This is a genomic window from Chryseobacterium carnipullorum, from assembly GCF_900142785.1.
GTDB classification, from domain to species: Bacteria; Bacteroidota; Bacteroidia; order Flavobacteriales; family Weeksellaceae; genus Chryseobacterium; species Chryseobacterium carnipullorum.
This window is the reverse complement of the sequence record NZ_FRCD01000005.1, coordinates 139,602-157,105: the sequence shown is the minus strand read 5'-3', so window position 1 is coordinate 157,105 and position 17,504 is coordinate 139,602. Positions and strand designations below refer to the sequence as shown.

Sequence of the window (17,504 nt, the reverse complement as noted above, 5' to 3'; positions counted from 1 at the left end):
TTAATATCCTTTTATATATAGCTGTAAAGCCAATTAAGGTACTAATTTAGGTTATTTTTTTTGAAAATTCCAAATTTCCCAAGCTTTTTCTGCTTGCTGTTCAAGCATGTAATATCCGTTCACTGTTTTAGCCCCTTTTTCTGATGCTTTAATGATGAACTGAGTATAGTTCGGGTTGTAGATAAGATCGATGATCAGGTGCTCAGAAGTGATTCCGTCAAAAGGGAATTCAAGACAGTCTTCAATATTGGGAAACGTTCCGACGGGAGTACACTGGATAATAATTCTATGATTGCGAACGGTTTCGTTGTCAAGGTTTTTAAAGTTGATATCAGAATTCCTGGAAATGGTAACCGATGGAATTCCATGTTTATCCATTACATATTTCACTGCTTTTGCAGCGCCTCCGTTTCCTAGTATTAAAGCTTTGTCCTGATAGGTTTTCTTATGAAGCAGAAGTGTTTTCTCAAAGCCAAAAGCATCAGTGTTATAACCGGTCTTTTTTCCGTCTCTGATCAAAACACAGTTTACTGCACCTATCTTTTCAGCTTCGTCACTAAGCCCGTCAAGGTAATCAATAATCTTTTCCTTGTAAGGGATCGTCACATTGAATCCTAAAAGTTCCGGATCGGTCAGGAGGTTTTCCACTTCATTGATTTCATTCAGATCAAAAATATCGTAGGTGAAGTCTTTCAGCATAAGCTTCTGAAACTTGTCTTCAAAGAATTTTTTGGAAAAGGAATAGGAAATATTCTTTCCTATGAGTCCTAGTTTTTTATTGGAATCCATAGATCAAAAATAAAAAAAAGACCGAATAAATCGGTCTTTGTTCTCAAATATTTTTTACGGTTTATTCTACGATGAATTTTGTAGAGAAACGGTCTGTTTTTAGGATATAATTTCCTTTGGTGATTCCTTTAAGGTTGATCTTATTGGAATTTTTGAAAGGGTTTGCGATTACTTCAATAAGTTTTCCTGAAAGATCATAGATTTCAGCTTTTACAATTGTGCTTAAGTTTTCACCTTTAACAAATAATTCATTGTTTTTTACAGGGTTAGGGTAGATCGCAAATTGAGATTTATCTTTTTTCACGTCTGAAGTTCCTAATGAATTGAAGCATGTCCAGCTTAGGTCATCGATAGCCACTCTGTTTGTTGTGATTGGGTTGACTATTTTAATGATGATATCACCACTTACGTTAATATTATCAATCATAATTGCAGCTGTGGGAGCGGTTGAAGAGTAGGCTATTGTTCCTACGGTTACTCCATTGATCTGAACGTTCAGATTCCCTGAACTTCCACCAAATTTTAGTTGTGCTTTTACAGATAAGCTTTTAACTCCTCCAGAGATTGTAGAGCTCGTAAGGCTTCCGTCTCTGATTGTAATGGCTTTTCCTGAAATAGTCTGGTCAGTTCTTGCGTCTGTTGCAGTCCATGTGATGTTATTATTTGTCCACGTTCTGGTTGTATAGCCTGAGTCAGAAGCTGGGATGCTATCAAAGTTTTCAGTTCCACAGCTTGTGTTTCCGCCAGGTTGTCCTGCAAGAGTAGTTCCGTCTGCAGAATTACTTTGTGGAGAAGCGTTTCCTGAAGCATCTTTAGCAATCACATAGAATGTATAGGTCGTAGAAGGCGTCAGTCCCTGCACCGTTGCCGTAGTTCCTGAAACTGTTGTTTTTAATACTCCGTTTGCATATACATCATAAGCGATAACACCAATGTTATCTGTAGCAGCTGTCCAGCTTAAAGATATTGTATTGGAAGTTGGATTTTGAGTAATAAGGTTAGTCGCAGCAGTTGGAGCCTGAGTATCTACAACCTGTGTTCCCCAGATGAGCTCAACGAATTCCGGATGATCTATGAAAGGATTTTTGTTTTTCTGATATTCGTAAGTTGCGTTGTTTCTTGAAATTTCAGCAGGCGATACCGGATCTGCAGCATGCCACGCTCTTAATTGATTAAGCTCCCACGTTTGTAGTCCCGGGAATGCTGTTGTTCCCAGCATATCTCCTGTTCCATTGGCATTTGTAAAACTCGCAAGCTGAGATTGATATCTTGTTACAAAATAAAAAATCATTCTTGCCACATCACCTTTGAATTCATCAATGGGTTCAAATACAGTTCCTCCGTATCCTGCAGATGCCGAAGTTCCTAATTTTGATCCGTTTTGAGATGTGAATGACGGGCTAAGACCTACTTTTCCAAAAGGGTAATTAGATCTCATTCCATTTACTTTTCCGTCCGTTGCTCTGATGAAGTTGACATCCGCTACCATGGGCGAAGCCTCATTAAAGAGACTTTGAGGTACAATATGCTCTCTGTTATAACAGTTACCTTCAGCAGAATATTGTCCACATTGATTAGTGCCAATGGTATAAGTATAAGGATCCGAACCGGTTGGGTTTTCAGAATAAATATCTAGAACAGAGCCATCATTTTCGTAGAAGTAGTCACGATCGGTTGTTTGGTAGGCAGTCCATAAACCGTTATAGGCTTTAGCCTGATGGCCGTCGGTGATAATTTGGCTTAACTTGTTTTTTAAAGCTATGCTTGTCAAACCTGCCGTCCCGTCATAATAGGTTGGAGGTGCCTGTGCTGAAGTAAGAATAATTGCAGAACTCAGCAAAAAAAAGGATAAAATTCGTTTCATTTAAAAAAAATTGGGCCGTAAAGGTACAAAAAATCAAAAATGAAGTAGATTTTTTTTCAGAGTAAGTGTATTAACTTTTAGTAATATAGTCTTTGTTGATTTTGGAAAAGAACCATGAAATCATAATTCCGAAAAGGGAAGCGGTAAGTGCTACAATAACATAGTTTTTACCAACAATTTTTACAGGGAATGGTAACAATTCATTGGCTCTGAAGAATTCAGTGTAAAGTTGGAAATAGCAAAGGATGGTTCCGGCAATTAAACCGGCAATTACACCTGAAATTACAATAAGAATTCCAGTATAAAAATAAGTCATTCTTAAATGGCTTAGGGGAAAACCTAATGAAATAAGGGATCTGGATTGCTCTTTTTTATCAATTTGAAGGATAATAATGGCTCCGGCTAGGTTGAAGGTAGTAATGAAGATTACCAATGCAAAGATCAGGTAGATGAACATTTTTTCTGTATTGATCATCTTCCAGAAAGCCGCATTTTCTTCTTCCTTGGTTTTTATTTCTACGTTTTTACCCAAAGATGTAAGAAGGTTTTGCTTTACAGCATCTGCATTTTCAGGATTTTTTAATTTGATGACAATCTGATATGCGGATTTCTTTGGTAAGCTTAGAAGCTCCTCTGTAAGTTCTATAGGCGCAATAATATAACTGTCCAGTTGCTCTTTCCCTGGAAACACTCCAGTGACCAGAAAATCTCTTTTGTTATAAATATCTTCTTCCTTATTGATAATACCGGTTCCAGGCTTAGGCATGAAAACCGTAGCATAATTGCTTGTGGAATCTATCGGAATGGACAGCCTGTTGTGCAGATTGGTTTCCATCAATACTTCATTGGAGTATTTGAAACTTGGATACGTTCCGTAAAATACATCCTCGTTGATAGGGTTGACCTTTATATAAGCGGAGTCTACCCCTCTTATATAGGCAATATCGCCCTTCCCTTTATAGTTGACATACACTTTTTCCTCAATCACACGGGAAAAATTGCTGATGGCCTTATTGTTTTTTAGAATACCTATTACCTTGTCCAGATCTTTAACTGTTTTTCCTGAAGCACTTTTAAGGGTCAGGTCTGCGTGAAGATTTGAAATAAGGTCTTTGTTGAGAGTTTCCAGTCCTGAGAATACTGATATGATGACGAACATTGCAGTCACAGCAACCATCATAGCACCTGCCGAAAGCCACGTAATGAACGTCACGGCGGTACTGCCTTTTTTAGCCAAAAGGTATCTGGATGCTATGTAAAATGCAATATTCTTCAAGATCTTATAAAACCGGGTTGTCGCCTTCTCCTCTTAGTTCTTTCTCTAATTTTTCAACATCATCAAGAGCGGTGTCCAGGTAAAAATTAAGTTGAGGAATAATACGTACCTGTTTTCCCATTTTCTGACCAATAAAATTTCTGTATTGTGCTTTATTTTCTTCGATTTCCTTCATGACCGCAGTACGGAATTCCTGAGGGAAAATGCTCAGATAAATCTTGGCAACCCCAAGGTCTGCCGATACTTTTACGTCTGAAACGGATACTAATATACTCTGCTTGCTTTCTGAAGCCTGTTTGCGGAAAAGCTCTGCGAAGTCTTCCTGGATGATCTGTGCTACTTTTCTTTGTCTGTTACTTTCCATAAGTTATGCAAATTTAGTACTTTTGTTTGAATTGATACCTTTGAAATTCAGCTCGGGTATCAAATTTACGATTTAATTATATTTATTAGTATTTATGAAGCTAGAACATATTGGTATCGCGGTGAAATCTTTGGGAGTCTCTGATGAACTTTTTGCCAGATTATTAGGAAAAGAATCCTATAAAAAAGAACGTGTGGAAAGGGAAGGAGTAGTCACTTCTTTTTATGAGACAGGAGAAAGTAAAATAGAGCTTTTAGAAGCAAGTAATCCTGAAAGCCCGATCTCAAAGTTTATCGATAAAAAGGGCGAAGGCATCCATCATCTGGCATTTGGCGTAGAAAATATCCTTGAAGAGATTGAAAGATTAAAAAAAGAAGGATTTCAGTTTATCTCCGAAGAACCGAAAGAAGGTGCTGATAACAAATTAGTTGCCTTCTTGCACCCGAAATCCACCAATGGGGTACTGGTAGAACTTTGTCAAGAAAAGCAATAAAAAGTTTTGTAGTGAAAGAAATTTTACTATTTTTGCAATCACAAAATTTAACCAAGTTTTGAGGTCCTATAGCTCAGTTGGTTAGAGCACCTGACTCATAATCAGGTGGTCCCTGGTTCGAGCCCAGGTGGGACCACGATAAAAAACCGTAATTCTTTGTTTTTAAAAGTATTACGGTTTTTTTACTTTTTGTTTTTCCCAATATTTTCCCAACCATGAAATAAAATGCTCAAAATGTTTTGTGTTTGATTACATAAATTAACAATGAAAAAATAAATCGAAACCCACTCTTATTTAATTTTGTCTACATTTTCCAATTTTTCTTAAATGAGTTTAAATAAAAATACCTCATCACAATCTGATGAGGTAGAAATTATTGCTTAATTAATTGAGGTGATAATATTTTTTATAAACTATTATCTGTAAACCATAATGTCTTTTACTATTTTATTTCCGTAAAAAGCACGTTCTTCATCTGTAAAATAAAAATTATTATTTTTTTCATAATATTCAACTTGAGAAAATGGAATATCATTTCCCCAAGTAATGTTCATTGTTATTACATTTTTAAAGCTGTAATCCATTTCACAGAATTTGAATCTTGATCTTTTGGTAATTGTTTTATTTTCTATATTATAATCTGCCCAAATTGTTTTCGGCTGTATTTGAGTCATAGCTTGTAACAGCTTAGAAAAAGGCTGTCCTATATACTGTGCTTTATTAGCCTCAAATTGTTTCAGATAATTTAAGGTGTCTAATTGTGCATTTACTTTATAACTCAACAGCGTTAAAATAAACAGGGGAATTATTTTGAATATTTTTTTCATACGCTCTTTTTTAAATTGCAGTTATTAGTCTGTTCATAAGTTGTTTTATCAGGATCAAGAGGTTTTTTTTGAGATTATTTCGAGTAGCTTAATAGAGTTTCAAAGGTTTATTTTATATAGTTTTTCATTACGTTTCTCCCCATAATCTCGTAATTCATCCCTAGTTGGGGTCAGCTCACGAAAAGTAAAAAAACCGGGTTAAATATATAATCTATTGAAAATTTAACTTTCTATAGATTACATTGATAATATATCTAATTTTTAAATTTCTTCCAACTTTAAATATCTGAAAGTAAAAATTCCTACTATTTTGCAGGAGTTAAAAAATATAATAGGTAAGTCTTTAATCATCTTTATCACCAGCGATAAACCTTAATATCTTTTACAATCTTACTCCCGTAAAATAAACGTTCTTCATCTGTAAAATAAAATTGATTTTTATTTTGGTAATATTGTATCTGAGAATATGGAATTTCATTATACCATACTATTCTTAATATTATAGAGTTTTTAAAACTATGTTCTTTTTTGCAAAATTTAAACATAGATTCCTCTACATTTTTTTTATTATTGAATTCAAAAGTTGGCCATACCGTTTTAGGTGTTATTTGATTCATATCACTCACCAATTTAGAAAAAGGCTGTCCTATATACTGCGCTTTATTTGCTTCAAATTGTTTTAAATAATTTAATGTATCTAATTGTGCATAAGCTCTATTACTCACTATGATTAAAATAAATAGAGGAATTATTTTTAATATTTTTTTCATAAGCTCTTTTTTAAATTACAGTTATCAGTCTGTTCATAAGTTGTTTTAGCAGGGTCAAGAGGGGGGGGTGAGATTATTTCGAGTAGCTTAATAGAGTTTCAAAGGTTTATTTTATATAGTTCTTCATTACGTTTCTCCCAATAATCTCGTAATTCATCCGTAGTTGGGGTCAGCTCACGAAAAGTAAAAAAAACCGGGTTAAGGACAAAATCTATTGAAAATGTTAATCCAATAGATTGTATTGATAGTTGTTATATTTCTCAAATTAGAGATGAAATAAAAAAGCTCCTACAAAAAATTAGGAGCTAAAAAATATATAAGTAATTTAAATAATCTTATATCACCTGTAAACCATAATATCCTTTATGATTTTATTCCCATAGAAAGAACGTTCTTCATCTGTAAAATAAAAATGGTTTTTCTTTTCATAGTATTCTACCTGAGTATAGGGAATATCATTATCCCAAGTGATGTTTACCGTTATAACATTTTTAAAACTGTACTCTTTCTCACAAAAGTTAAATAATGATCTTTTAGTTTTAGTTTTATTTTCAATATTATAATCAGCCCATACCGTTTTCGGCTGTATCTGGGTCATATCTTGTAATAATTTAGAAAAAGGTTGTCCTATATACTGCATTTTATTTGCTTCAAATTGTTTCAGATAGTTCAAGGTATCTAATTGCGCATTTACTTTATAACTCAACAGCGTTAAAATAAACAGGGGAATTATTTTGAATATTTTTTTCATACGCTCTTTTTTAAATTGCAGTTATTAGTCTGTTCATAAGTTGTTTTATCAGGATCAAGAGGTTTTTTTTTGAGATTATTTCGAGTAGCTTAATAGAGTTTCAAAGGTTTATTTTATATAGTTCTTCATTACGTTTCTCCCCATAATCTCGTAATTCATCCCTAGTTGGGGGTCAGCTCACGAAAAGTAAAAAAAAACCGGGTTAAGGATAAAATCTATTGAAAATATTAATCCAATAGATTGTATTGATAGTAATTATATTTATCAAATTTAGATATGAAATAAAAAAAACTCCTACTATTTTGCAGGAGTTACAAAATATAATGTGTCTTTAATCATCTTTATCACCAGCGATAAACCTTAATGTCTTTTACTATTTTACTTCCGTAAAATAAGCGTTCTTCATCTGTAAAATAAAATTGATTTTTATTTTGGTAATATTTTATTTCAGAAAATGGAATTTCATTATGCCATATAATTTCTAAAATAACTGCGTTATTAAAACTATGTTCTTTTTTACAAAATTTAAATCGGGATTCATTAATAATAGTTATATTATTAAAAACAGGAATTCCCCATACTGTTTTAGGCTGTATTTGGGTCATATCTTGTAATAATTTAGAAAAAGGCTGTCCTATATACTGTGCTTTATTAGCCTCAAATTGTTTTAGATAATTCAGGGTATCTATCTGAGCATTTATCTTGTTACTCAACAGCATTAAAATAAACAGGGAAATTATTTTGAATATTTTTTTCATAAACTCTTTTTTAAATTACAGTTATTAGTTTGTTCATAAGTTGTTTTATCAGGATCAAGAGGATTTTTCTTTTCTTCTACAAATAAGGTTTTAAAATTTCCATCAGGCTGTTTCTTTGCTATAGCCAGTCCTATATTATATTTATTTAGGATAAAAGCGTGGGCTAAAGCGTAAGCTTCATTAGGCTCTTTTCCTTGCCCCATTAAATTGTCTATTATTTTCTTCACATCATTTCTTATTGATGTGTCGTTTTTCCAATCTCCATTTTGAGTATTAAGGTATTCTGTTTTAGGATAGCTATTCAGAAACTCCTGAAACTTTAGAGCGTCAGTAATTGACAGATTATACACTGCCCCGGTTGCACCAAATACAAATATAGTGCTGAAATTTGCATTCACACTATTTGCAGTATGAAATGCATACAGATCTGCTGGGGAGAAAGAATCAAAACCGATCGAATTATGGGTATGTACACTCCCTGTCACTGTAAAATCAGGATCAGTAGGAGGTAACTGAATATTCGAATTATTAGTCCCTGTTTTTACATTTCCTGCCGTATAGGCTCCGGCAGCGTCGGTTCCAAAGTTGAATCCTTTTTCTACCGTATCTGTTGACAAAGTTGCGGTGGCTTCGGTAGTTTTATTTTTAATTTTAGTTTGTTCAAGAATAATTTTAGCCTTCGCATTAGCCTGACTGGCTTTTACACAAGGGTTATATAGAGCCTGCACTTCATCATAGCTAAGGACACAATCATTATTTGTATCTCCTGGAAGATTACAGTTTGAACAGTCAATACCCTGTACACAATCTGATGGAGTAAAGTTATGTTTAGGGGTTCCACCACCCCCTACAGGAGAAGTTCCCCCACCCCTGGGACCTCCCGGATTTGTAATTGGATCTCCACCACCTCCACCGCCGGGAGAAGGTGTTTCTCCACAGGAAGTATTAACCGTAAAGAGTGTAGGTGGGGTTCCTGCTGAAAGATTATGCCAGAATTCACACTGGCCTGCATTTCCTGACGCATAACTATGCTGGCCTGAGCTGCAGCTAACATAAATAGTCTCTGTACATGCATCTCCGCCCTTTGCCGTAACAGATGATTTATTTAGACTTCCCAGTACAATTTCTTTACCATCATCGCCTATTTTAACTTCTTTTAAAAGCTCATTTTTAAGATTAGTAATGTAGAAAAGTTTGTAATTGGAAGGATCAGGATAAGTAAGGAGATAAGCCTGTGAGGTCTGATTTCGGCTTATAGATAGTAAAGATCTTTTATAGGTTCCAAAAACTCTTACCGGGACATGAAGTATTTCTTTACCTTCAAATGAAGAAATGTGGGCTTTTTCCAGATCAAGTCTTTCTGAAAGTTCTTCTGCAGAAAGACCGCTCGTTGATCCTTTAGCATTATTTATTTTTCCTGAATTGAGGATTGTACTAAATTTCGATTCTAAGAAAACTTGTTTAGATATTCCGTACCGTATGTTCCCTGTTTCTCTCTTTTGGGTATTCAGTTCATCTTCTGTTCGGCAGGAATTGAATAATGCCAATATAAACACTATCAGGGAATACCTGAATAATATTTTTTTTCTCATCGTTTGCTTGTTTTTTTAGGCGTTAAATATAATTAAATTTTGAGTATCACGCTGAGGTGATGTTAAATAAAGCTCAAGAAATTTATCCTATGGGCTTTGATTTTACAGGTAACTTTTACCCGGAGCGGTTAGATGTTTTCATAATAATTTGTTTAAAGTTGTTCCTATTTCTTTGTCACACAAAAGTATCATGCAGTAGCGACAGAACCTGTCGTATTACATAATATCTAACCAGTATCTTTAGTGAATTTTATCAACAAAATTGAAAGAGATTGTTTGAGCTGATAGAATGAAACCTGTAAAATAAGGTTGCCAAACTTACTTGATAAGAAGGAAACTAAAGCAAATACCATACGAGATAAGATGTTGTTGTAAACACCAATACACTGGTCATATTTTTGTATAGTATTGCTTAAAAGAACAAAAAATGACAAATCTTGAAATTGTAAAAAGTACTTACGAAGGGAAAACTTCAGAAGAAAACGGTGCCAATCTAGCCCAATATGCAGATGATCATATTTCATGGACGGAGGCAAAGGGTTTTCCTTATGCAGGAACATATATTGGTTTGGAAAGTGTGGTGAAACATGTATTCAGCCGATTGGGAAGTGAGTGGATCGATTATAAATTTACTCCGGAAGATTATGTATCTGGTGACGATAAAGTCGTAGCCTACGGAACTTACACAGGTATACATAAAATGACCGGGAAACAGCTTGAAGCGAGAGTAGCACACATCTGGAAATTAAAAGATGGCAAGATTGTTAGTTTTGAACAGTTTGTAGACAGCCAGACCGTCAATGATTCAATGAAGTAAAGCTACTTGAAAAATAAAGGCACCCAGATGAAAACGCATACAATGAAAATCAAGCAGATAAGGATTTTAAAGGCTTTGTAACGAAAAAGCCTCTGATTGCTCAGAAGCTTGAATTTTAAATCAATACGTCAGATTATTTTCTGCTTATTGACAGTAAGCGGAATCTATAGGTCGGCAGACTCCGTCAGCACAGCAAAATTTTATATTGCAATACCGTTGTTCATTACAATAGGAGAGGCCGCCTTTGATTGTTTTTAAATGGTCTCTTGAAACTTTCTTTAAATTTTTCATAATATTTTAGTTTGTAATTAATCACTAATGTATGAATAATTTAAATATGATGCATATTTTTATTAAAGTCTTCGATTGATATCTGTCATTTACTAATTTTTCCCCAGTCTTCAGATCCGTCGTCTCCTGAACTGTTTTTTCAGGATTGACCAAAGTTAAATCGTTATTTTATTTCCCGCCGCCACTGTTTTTCTCAACATCGGTCTTCGTATTCCCTTTTACCTTCTGGTTTCCAAAACGCTTCACGAAAGAAAGTGAAAATCCATACCAGTCGGATCTTGTTGCGGTTCTAGAGGTTCCTTCCTGGCTGTAACTTGTGGAGTCAAAATTAGGTCTGCTGAAAATATTCATCAGCTGAAGGCTCACTTCCATCTGTGTTTTAGGGAATATTTTGGTCGCAGAAATATTATGGAAAATATTCGTTTTATTGGCGTATGAATTTCCGCTATTCTGGTTAGAAAGCTCTGCCCAGACACTCAGGTTGATGTTTTTATTAAACAGATTTGTGTAGGATAAATTAGCTGAAGCCCCCAGATAATTGATGTATTTTTGACCTTTCAAATTGTTGATCTCATTAAAATCATGATTGTCAATATAGTACCATCCAATTCCGACATTCACATTCAGCTTGTTTTTCAGGAAAGTCTGATTGGTATTCGCAAAAAGATAATATTTCTGAACTTTTCCGTTGAAATTAGCCGGAAGGGTTACCAGTCTGCCATCTTCCTCAGCTAAAGAGGTCCAGTAATCCTTGTCCGTATACATATACCTAGCGGAAAGGAAATACTTTTTAAGAATTCCCAGTTTCATATAAACCCTGTGACTCGGGTTCGGTTCCAGGTCCATGTTTCCACGGGAGAATGTTCCGTCATTCGTAGGAACAAGAAAAGGATTGAACTCCGAATACCACGGACGCCAGAGATTACGGTTGTACGTTAGGGTCAGGTCATATTTATCGGAAAAAGAATATTTCAATAATAAATTGGGAAGTAACGTACTGTAGGAATCCTTTCTGCTTGTCCCGGATACATCTTCCCTCATTTTATAGTCGATATATTCGTAACGTACTCCGACTCTTGTTTCAAGTTTCTCGAAAAACGTTTTGCTGTAGTTTGCATACAGGGAATTGATATTATCCTCATAATGAAAAACATCATTCGTACGGAGATGATCTGCGTTATTTCCTGAAAGAGTATTTGGGATCACATTGTTATTGAAATCCATTTTTCCACCCACTTCAAAGCTTCCGCCTTTTCCCAGAGGCTGGGTATAATCTACTTTGATGTAATAGTTTCTCGTCTGCTCATGAGAATTAATTCCCAGCTGACTTACTTTTGAAATATCGTTGTATGTTTTTAAAAATTCATTGAGATTTTCCTGAGAATTATAATTGGAACCTAGGTTGATATCCAGAATCCTGTTTTTCTCCTTATCATAGTATTTATAAAAAACATTCGTTCCCAGCGTTCGGTAACGCCCCGTTACATCCTGATCCTGATGATAAGATTCGGGTTGAGCATTATCCCTGGTTCTCAGAAAATCTGCATCAGAAGTGGAAGAACTTTTACTTTGGTAATATTCCAGAATAACGCCTATATTGTTTTTGTCATTCAACTCATATTCTGAAGTAGAAGAAAGGGATGGGCTTTTGCTTCGTCCCAAAGTTTCGTTGCTGCTCTGGGTAGTGTCATTATCCTTATACAGCATATTAAGGCTGGTGTTTCTCTGGAAATAGCTATTGTCACTGTAACTGCCGATCAGGGTCTGCGTGAAATTTTTCTTATGGTAATTCAGGTTAAGGTTCGTGTACTGAGAGTTTTTGGCATTTTGCCTGTTATTAAAAGTTACGCTTCCTTTCATCCCCTCATCATCCCTTTTTTTCAGTACAATATTAATGACTGATCCTGCTGTTTCATAGCGCGAGGACGGACTTGTGATCACTTCAATTTTCATCAGGTTATCCGCCGGAATGGTTTTCAGATATTCCTTTAATTCCTTACCCGTAAACACAGATTTTCTGTCGTTGATATAAACCGTCACCGATTCACCTTCTGCTTTTACTGCATCATTATTATCAATGCTGACCAAAGGCGTCATCCTTAATACATCCCAGGTGGTATTTCCTGCAAGGATAGAGCTGTTCGATACATTAAACACCGTTCTGTCTGCTTTAGATTCTACAGTAGGTTTTCTTGCCGTTAACATAACACCTTCAATCTGATTTTCCTTTTGCTTGATGGTGTCATTTTTTACCTGTGCAAAGACCATAGTGCCCACTAATAAAGCAGCCGAACATATAATTATTTTCATCTAAAGTGATATTTCACCAATAAGACACTTATTGTAGGAGGTTTGTTACATCAAAATTGGAAAAATAAATAAAAAGTTAACAAAGAAAGGGGTGAATTAACATCTTTGTACTTTAAATGTAAAGAAGAATTAGGATTGTAGATTGTTCATATCGTTAAAGCAAATCCTGTGGGTAAATCTGTATTTATCAGGGAAAATAAAGTAAAGAATCCCCTTTATTCGTTGATCTGTTTAAGTAAAGAATCTAATCCTTATATTTATTTTTCTGATTTAATCCTTAATGGCAAAGTTTCAGAACAAAAACAACAACGGAATGAATTTAAAGAAACAAATGGGACAGTTTCCCAATGAAAAAAGAAAAACCTATTTCAGCACGCTGCCCAATTATACGAACGGAAAATTTCAGAATATCCTTCCTACGCCGGCATTGCTGGAAGGGGAAAGCATGACGAAATTACTTCTACAGACTTTATGCAAAATAGAAAACGTAACCCCGAAATCCCCGATTCCATTTGTCACTACAGACCTGAAGAATCTGAAACCCGAAGACGATGTCCTCGTGTGGTTTGGTCACAGTTCCTATTTCCTACAAATTGATGGCAAAAAATTTCTGGTAGATCCGGTTTTCAGCGGAAACGCTTCTCCTATGCCTGGATCTGTAAAAGCATTTCAGGGATCAGACCATTATAAGCCGGAAGATATGCCCGACATTGATTACCTGTTAATTTCTCACGACCATTGGGATCACCTGGATTATTCAACCGTTCAGACCCTGAAAGATAAAGTAGGTAAAGTCATCTGCGGACTGGGAACAGGACAGCATTTTGAGTACTGGGGATGGGAAACGGAAAAAGTAATTGAAAAAAACTGGTGGGAAAGTATCGATCTGGCTGACGGTTTTACAGTCACCCTCACTCCCGCAAGACATTTCTCAGGAAGACTATTGAACAGAAATATCTCACTGTGGACTTCATTTGTTTTGAAAACTCCATCTAAAAAACTTTTTCTGGGCGGTGACAGTGGCTACGGAAACCACTTTACAGAGATAGGAGAAAAGTACGGACCATTTGACCTTGCAGTGATGGAATGCGGACAATACAATGAAAAATGGCCTTATATCCACAGTCTGCCCGAGCAGATTATTCAGGAAGTACAGGAACTGAAAGCCAAAAACTTCATTCCGGTTCACAACTCAAAATTCAAGTTGGCCCAACATCCATGGTTTGAACCTTTGGAACTTGTTTCAAAATATGCAGAAGAAAACAGTATCCCGGTTACCCATCCTATCATCGGAGAAAAAGTTAACCTCAATGAATTGGGAGCAATAACATGGAAAAAATGGTGGAAAGAATTAATGTAATGAAACATTTTAAATCATACTGCAGTTATTTTAATTGATATCATAAGCCTGTTAAAAATATCTAGGGTTCCTTATGATCTGCTCCGTCATCATTTTATCATCATTAGAACATGACCAAAAGCAGAAAACACAAAAATTGCCGTAAGGAGGGAACATAATTTTTTCAATGTATTCATAATCTATATTTTTTATTCACTGCAAACACATATTCCTTATGAAAATCAAAACGTTGTATGAAATGTCTCTTTTGTTGTAAAATGTATAACTCAACGTTTAAGATGTTGATAAATAACAGATAACAGACGTTCAGAAACAGATTCCTGTAATTATATCCGCTTAAAAAACTATTTTTGAGTATGAATAACAGAAACCGCGGAAAAAATACAGGAGATGATGGACTTTTCGGTTTGCAAAAACAGATCGATAAGTTGAAAATGGGTGTTCAGGACATGATGTATTTACTAAGCAGAGATTATGCAGAGAAAGCTTCCTCCGAACTCGTGGGAAATCGATACAAACTGAAAACACGACAGATTCAGGCATTACGTGGTGCTTCTGCATCGGAACAGCAGATAGTCAACAGAAAATATAAACAACTTAAAGTCTCGGATTTGAAAGATAAAATCCTTTATCTGGATGGTTTCAACATATTGATTTTAATGGAAAGCTTACTCTCCGGTGCTTATATTTTTGAAGGAGCAGACGGATGTTTTCGCGATCTTTCAGGTGTTCATGGAACCTATAAAAGAGTCAGCCAAACACAAAAAGCGATTGAATTGGTTGGTTCATTTTTCCAAAAAGCAGAACTGCAGAAACTGGTCTGGATTTTTGATAAACCGGTGTCTAATAGTGGACGTATTAAAGAGATTGTCCTTGATTTTGCACAGGAAAATAACTTCAATTGGGAAGGTGTTCTGGAGTTCAATCCGGATAAATGGATAGCAGAAAACGCGGAAATAGCAGTATCCTCAGATGCATGGATTCTGGATCACTGTCAACAATGGTTCAATCTCATTGCCCATTTGATTACAGAGGAAAAACTGGAGGTTAATCTCATCAAAATGGTTTAAAATGAATGTGTTTACACCTTATATCCCATTAATTTCAGATTCCTGGACAGAAAAATACAAGGCTGTTCTTGCTGATGAACATCTGGCGACTATGGAAAGCAATATCTGCAAATTTCAGGAAAACATTCTTGAATCAGAGCTCCCGTATTTTAATGAAGAAATTAAAACAGACAGAAAAGAAAGCTTTGAACTGTTTATCAATATATTTCAAAGCAATAATTCCGATGAGGTTAAAGCATTACATTTAGAAAAAATTCCTTTTGAACACTGGCTTACTATTCTGGGACAACGACTTACTTCTGCCAGCATCAGGGATGAAAATGCTGTTCCGCCTTTAAACCAGATATTGCTTGAAGCCTGCATGAAAAGTTTTAACAGTGAAATTACCATGGCACAAAGAGCCTGGGAGAAACATATCGGAAGAATGGACGATCAGTTCTGGGGCGAAATCAAAGGAAATAATCTGCAGAAACAGGAAAAAGTGATGGAGAAAATCAGCTATATTCTGGACAACAGAACCTGGTGGAATGTTTTCTATCATTATAAACATGAGCTTGTTTTTGAAGTCAGGGAAAAAGAAGGTCACGGAATCCGGTGGAGCCACGGCGGTAAAAAGCTCATCGGTTTTCTTGAAAAATTTATCAACGAATAACGGATAAATCTTCAGTGCGTAAAAAGATTGCGTACTGCGCAGATAATTTTGCAGATATAAACTGAAGCTATGAATTTTTCAGATCAAAAATTTTCGCAAAACGAATGGGAAATATGTCTCAAGGTTCTGAATGCCTTGAAAGATGATCCGTTCCTCAATCCTGACAATCAGACATTTTCAGGACTGATCACGAAAATTCATAAGAATGCTAAAAAACAGATCCGCCAGGAAAATTATTCCAGAATGAAATCTCATGATCTCTCTGTTAGTTCTGATGCTGTCCTGATGAAAAAGGCATTGGCAGGAGCTTCAGCTTTCTATGATGATGAAAAAGAGGAGACGAAACTCACTCCGCTTCAGATCCCGAAAAACTGCTACTGCTGTAACCAGAGCTATCAGTATGCCCATTCTTTTTACACAAGACTTTGCCCGAAATGTGCCGCAGAAAACTATGAAAGACGTTTTGAAACGGCAGATCTAAAAGGACGAAATGTTATCCTGACAGGAGGAAGAGTGAAAGTAGGATGGGCCACCGCATTGAAATTGTTGAGAAACGGAGCCAATTTGGTTTTGACAACCCGTTTTCCGGCACTGGCGCTGGAAATGATGCAGCAGGAAGCAGATTACGAAGACTGGAAAGAAAAACTCTGGGTGTATGGTTTGGATCTGAGAAATCTGAAAGCAATCCAGAATTTTATAGATTTTTATAAAACCCGTTTTGATACGTTGGATCTTCTGATCAACAATGCAGCACAAACCATAAAATATCCTGATGAATATTATCTTCCGATCATCAAATGTGAAAAGGAAAAGTTAGTTGAATTCAAAAATATTCCAAATCTTTTTCCGAACCAGACAGAGATTTCAAGCGAAATCGCAAAACTTGAATATGCACAGAACGACGAAACTCCGGTGGCGCTTACCCGTTTCGGACAGCCTGTCGACAACAGAGAAAAAACAAGCTGGAATTCTACACTGGAAGAAGTTTCCCTATATGAACTGGTTGGGGTGAATCTGATCAATCACATCGCACCTTATTTTCTGATCAAAGAACTGAAACCTTTGATGAAAAACTCAGCGTTTCCGGAGAAATTTATCATCAATGTGACCTCTTCAGAAGGTATTTTCAGCTACGATAATAAAACAGTATTTCATCCGCACACGAATATGACAAAGGCGGCTCTGAATATGATGACGCTTACCTCTGCAAAAGAATTTGAAAACGATCAGATTTACATGAGTGCAGTAGATGTAGGATGGATTTCTACAGGAGCCAAAGAAAGCCTTCGAAAGAAGCAGTTTGAGCAGGGATATATTCCGCCGCTGGATTCTGTAGACGGAGCGGCGCGAATTTTACATCCGGTCGTTGAGGGAATAAAAGGACATTATTACAGCGGAGTACTGCTGAAAAATTATAAAATAAATGCCTGGTAAAAGGAGAAACGTTAGCTCAATGGAAGAGCGCTGAGTCTACAAGTCAGAGGCGCAGGTTCGAATCCTGCCGTTTCACAGAGAATAAT

Annotated in this window: 17 protein-coding genes and 2 tRNA genes; 8 read left to right on the top strand and 11 right to left on the bottom strand. The window is 35.8% G+C overall.

From position 1 onward, the window contains the following. Positions 1 to 51: 51 nt before the first annotated feature. The 4 genes from BUC06_RS07510 to rbfA all read right to left on the bottom strand — a co-directional run bounded on the left by BUC06_RS07510 (position 52) and on the right by rbfA (position 4,293). Positions 52 to 789, bottom strand: coding sequence for a shikimate dehydrogenase family protein (locus BUC06_RS07510; RefSeq protein WP_073331922.1), 738 nt, complete (start codon positions 787 to 789; stop codon positions 52 to 54). A gap of 61 nt (positions 790 to 850) precedes the next feature. Further along, positions 851 to 2,653, bottom strand: coding sequence for an endonuclease (locus BUC06_RS07505; protein WP_073331920.1), 1,803 nt, complete (start codon positions 2,651 to 2,653; stop codon positions 851 to 853). A gap of 70 nt (positions 2,654 to 2,723) precedes the next feature. Further along, positions 2,724 to 3,929 (bottom strand): ABC transporter permease, encoded by a 1,206-nt coding sequence (locus BUC06_RS07500; protein ID WP_073331917.1) that lies wholly within the window; start codon positions 3,927 to 3,929, stop codon positions 2,724 to 2,726. Between the two features lie 4 nt (positions 3,930 to 3,933). Beyond that, a complete protein-coding gene (gene rbfA, locus BUC06_RS07495) occupies positions 3,934 to 4,293 on the bottom strand; it encodes a 30S ribosome-binding factor RbfA (protein ID WP_073331915.1) in 360 nt (119 codons plus the stop codon). Between the two features lie 94 nt (positions 4,294 to 4,387). Between rbfA and mce the strand changes: the two genes are divergently transcribed. Both mce and BUC06_RS07485 read left to right on the top strand, forming a co-directional pair. After that, complete coding sequence (gene mce / locus BUC06_RS07490; protein ID WP_073331912.1) at positions 4,388 to 4,786, top strand: methylmalonyl-CoA epimerase; 399 nt, start codon at positions 4,388 to 4,390, stop codon at positions 4,784 to 4,786. Between the two features lie 62 nt (positions 4,787 to 4,848). Continuing rightward, a tRNA-Ile gene (locus tag BUC06_RS07485) sits at positions 4,849 to 4,922 on the top strand. A 280-nt stretch (positions 4,923 to 5,202) separates the two neighbouring features. Here the strand turns inward: BUC06_RS07485 and BUC06_RS07480 are convergent. The 5 genes from BUC06_RS07480 to BUC06_RS23770 form a co-directional block, all read right to left on the bottom strand. Next, the gene (locus BUC06_RS07480; protein ID WP_073331909.1) at positions 5,203 to 5,613 is read right to left on the bottom strand and encodes a hypothetical protein; all 411 of its coding nucleotides are present in this window, start codon (positions 5,611 to 5,613) and stop codon (positions 5,203 to 5,205) included. Between the two features lie 356 nt (positions 5,614 to 5,969). Continuing rightward, positions 5,970 to 6,383, bottom strand: coding sequence for a hypothetical protein (locus BUC06_RS07475; protein ID WP_073331907.1), 414 nt, complete (start codon positions 6,381 to 6,383; stop codon positions 5,970 to 5,972). 340 nt (positions 6,384 to 6,723) lie between these two features. After that, the gene (locus tag BUC06_RS07470; RefSeq protein ID WP_073331904.1) at positions 6,724 to 7,134 is read right to left on the bottom strand and encodes a hypothetical protein; all 411 of its coding nucleotides are present in this window, start codon (positions 7,132 to 7,134) and stop codon (positions 6,724 to 6,726) included. Positions 7,135 to 7,478: 344 nt separating this feature from the next. Beyond that, positions 7,479 to 7,892, bottom strand: coding sequence for a hypothetical protein (locus tag BUC06_RS07465; protein WP_073331902.1), 414 nt, complete (start codon positions 7,890 to 7,892; stop codon positions 7,479 to 7,481). Continuing rightward, positions 7,889 to 9,484: a hypothetical protein gene (locus BUC06_RS23770; protein WP_073331899.1), complete on the bottom strand. Its 1,596-nt coding sequence runs from the start codon at positions 9,482 to 9,484 to the stop codon at positions 7,889 to 7,891. Before BUC06_RS23770 ends, BUC06_RS07465 begins: the two co-directional genes overlap by 4 nt. Before the next feature lie 427 nt (positions 9,485 to 9,911). On the opposite strand from BUC06_RS23770, the gene BUC06_RS07455 reads away from it, so the two are divergent. After that, positions 9,912 to 10,301: a nuclear transport factor 2 family protein gene (locus BUC06_RS07455; protein WP_073331895.1), complete on the top strand. Its 390-nt coding sequence runs from the start codon at positions 9,912 to 9,914 to the stop codon at positions 10,299 to 10,301. A gap of 144 nt (positions 10,302 to 10,445) precedes the next feature. Here the strand turns inward: BUC06_RS07455 and BUC06_RS24485 are convergent, their stop codons facing one another. Together BUC06_RS24485 and BUC06_RS07450 are read right to left on the bottom strand one after the other, a co-directional pair. Next, a complete protein-coding gene (locus BUC06_RS24485; RefSeq protein ID WP_449384817.1) occupies positions 10,446 to 10,592 on the bottom strand; it encodes a bacteriocin-like protein in 147 nt (48 codons plus the stop codon). A gap of 168 nt (positions 10,593 to 10,760) precedes the next feature. Beyond that, positions 10,761 to 12,902, bottom strand: a complete 2,142-nt coding sequence (locus BUC06_RS07450; RefSeq protein WP_073331893.1) for an outer membrane beta-barrel family protein — start codon at positions 12,900 to 12,902, stop codon at positions 10,761 to 10,763. Positions 12,903 to 13,182: 280 nt separating this feature from the next. Here BUC06_RS07450 and BUC06_RS07445 point away from each other — a divergent pair, with 280 nt between their 5' ends. The 5 genes from BUC06_RS07445 to BUC06_RS07425 all read left to right on the top strand — a co-directional run bounded on the left by BUC06_RS07445 (position 13,183) and on the right by BUC06_RS07425 (position 17,493). Then, positions 13,183 to 14,262: an MBL fold metallo-hydrolase gene (locus tag BUC06_RS07445; protein ID WP_228423649.1), complete on the top strand. Its 1,080-nt coding sequence runs from the start codon at positions 13,183 to 13,185 to the stop codon at positions 14,260 to 14,262. 356 nt (positions 14,263 to 14,618) lie between these two features. Further along, positions 14,619 to 15,332 carry a DUF434 domain-containing protein gene (locus tag BUC06_RS07440; protein WP_073331890.1) on the top strand — a complete coding sequence of 238 codons (714 nt, stop codon included), beginning with the start codon at positions 14,619 to 14,621 and terminating at the stop codon, positions 15,330 to 15,332. A gap of 1 nt (position 15,333) precedes the next feature. Continuing rightward, a complete protein-coding gene (locus BUC06_RS07435) occupies positions 15,334 to 15,984 on the top strand; it encodes a hypothetical protein (protein WP_073331887.1) in 651 nt (216 codons plus the stop codon). 69 nt (positions 15,985 to 16,053) lie between these two features. Beyond that, a complete protein-coding gene (locus tag BUC06_RS07430; protein WP_073331885.1) occupies positions 16,054 to 17,418 on the top strand; it encodes an SDR family NAD(P)-dependent oxidoreductase in 1,365 nt (454 codons plus the stop codon). Positions 17,419 to 17,423: 5 nt separating this feature from the next. Further along, positions 17,424 to 17,493, top strand: a tRNA-Val gene (locus BUC06_RS07425). The last annotated feature ends 11 nt before the right edge of the window (positions 17,494 to 17,504 follow it).

Coding starts and splice junctions, on each gene's coding strand:
- BUC06_RS07510 (WP_073331922.1), bottom strand. CDS start 789: ATGGATTCCAATAAAAAACTAGGACTCATAGGAAAGAATATTTCCTAT.
- BUC06_RS07505 (WP_073331920.1), bottom strand. CDS start 2,653: ATGAAACGAATTTTATCCTTTTTTTTGCTGAGTTCTGCAATTATTCTT.
- rbfA (WP_073331915.1), bottom strand. CDS start 4,293: ATGGAAAGTAACAGACAAAGAAAAGTAGCACAGATCATCCAGGAAGAC.
- mce (WP_073331912.1), top strand. CDS start 4,388: ATGAAGCTAGAACATATTGGTATCGCGGTGAAATCTTTGGGAGTCTCT.
- BUC06_RS07480 (WP_073331909.1), bottom strand. CDS start 5,613: ATGAAAAAAATATTCAAAATAATTCCCCTGTTTATTTTAACGCTGTTG.
- BUC06_RS07475 (WP_073331907.1), bottom strand. CDS start 6,383: ATGAAAAAAATATTAAAAATAATTCCTCTATTTATTTTAATCATAGTG.
- BUC06_RS07470 (WP_073331904.1), bottom strand. CDS start 7,134: ATGAAAAAAATATTCAAAATAATTCCCCTGTTTATTTTAACGCTGTTG.
- BUC06_RS07465 (WP_073331902.1), bottom strand. CDS start 7,892: ATGAAAAAAATATTCAAAATAATTTCCCTGTTTATTTTAATGCTGTTG.
- BUC06_RS23770 (WP_073331899.1), bottom strand. CDS start 9,484: ATGAGAAAAAAAATATTATTCAGGTATTCCCTGATAGTGTTTATATTG.
- BUC06_RS07455 (WP_073331895.1), top strand. CDS start 9,912: ATGACAAATCTTGAAATTGTAAAAAGTACTTACGAAGGGAAAACTTCA.
- BUC06_RS24485 (WP_449384817.1), bottom strand. CDS start 10,592: ATGAAAAATTTAAAGAAAGTTTCAAGAGACCATTTAAAAACAATCAAA.
- BUC06_RS07450 (WP_073331893.1), bottom strand. CDS start 12,902: ATGAAAATAATTATATGTTCGGCTGCTTTATTAGTGGGCACTATGGTC.
- BUC06_RS07445 (WP_228423649.1), top strand. CDS start 13,183: ATGGCAAAGTTTCAGAACAAAAACAACAACGGAATGAATTTAAAGAAA.
- BUC06_RS07440 (WP_073331890.1), top strand. CDS start 14,619: ATGAATAACAGAAACCGCGGAAAAAATACAGGAGATGATGGACTTTTC.
- BUC06_RS07435 (WP_073331887.1), top strand. CDS start 15,334: ATGAATGTGTTTACACCTTATATCCCATTAATTTCAGATTCCTGGACA.
- BUC06_RS07430 (WP_073331885.1), top strand. CDS start 16,054: ATGAATTTTTCAGATCAAAAATTTTCGCAAAACGAATGGGAAATATGT.